The sequence below is a fragment of the Leifsonia sp. SIMBA_070 genome, assembly GCF_046534635.1.
Lineage (GTDB): Bacteria > Actinomycetota > Actinomycetes > Actinomycetales > Microbacteriaceae > Leifsonia.
In genome coordinates this window covers 1-278 of the sequence record NZ_JAWRYK010000184.1, presented here as the reverse complement: position 1 = coordinate 278, position 278 = coordinate 1, and the positions used below count along the sequence as shown (strand labels likewise).

Annotated in this window: 1 protein-coding gene; it reads right to left on the bottom strand. The window is 69.1% G+C overall.

Annotated elements, in window-relative coordinates; translation table 11 throughout:
* A partial coding sequence (locus SB754_RS19935) for a LysR family transcriptional regulator (RefSeq protein ID WP_410784115.1) occupies positions 1-278 on the bottom strand: 278 nt, incomplete at both ends.

Below are 278 nucleotides of genomic sequence, written 5' to 3'. Positions count from 1 at the left end.
ATCGGGCCGCGATCGCCGGATCCAGGTCGGACGGCAATCCGCATCGCAGGACGTCCCGGTGCTCGCGTAGTCGCCGGGCTTCACCGGCAAATCGTTCGGCGTCGTCGACCAATACCCGGGCGCGGGGCAGGAGTTCGCGTCCGGCACCGGTGAGCACGGCTCCCTGCGGTCCCCGGCGGATGAGTTCGACTCCGAGTTCCTTCTCCAGGCGTCGCAACCCCTGGGACACCGGGGGTTGTGTCATCTCCAGGCGTGCGGCCGCATGGCCGAAATGTCCC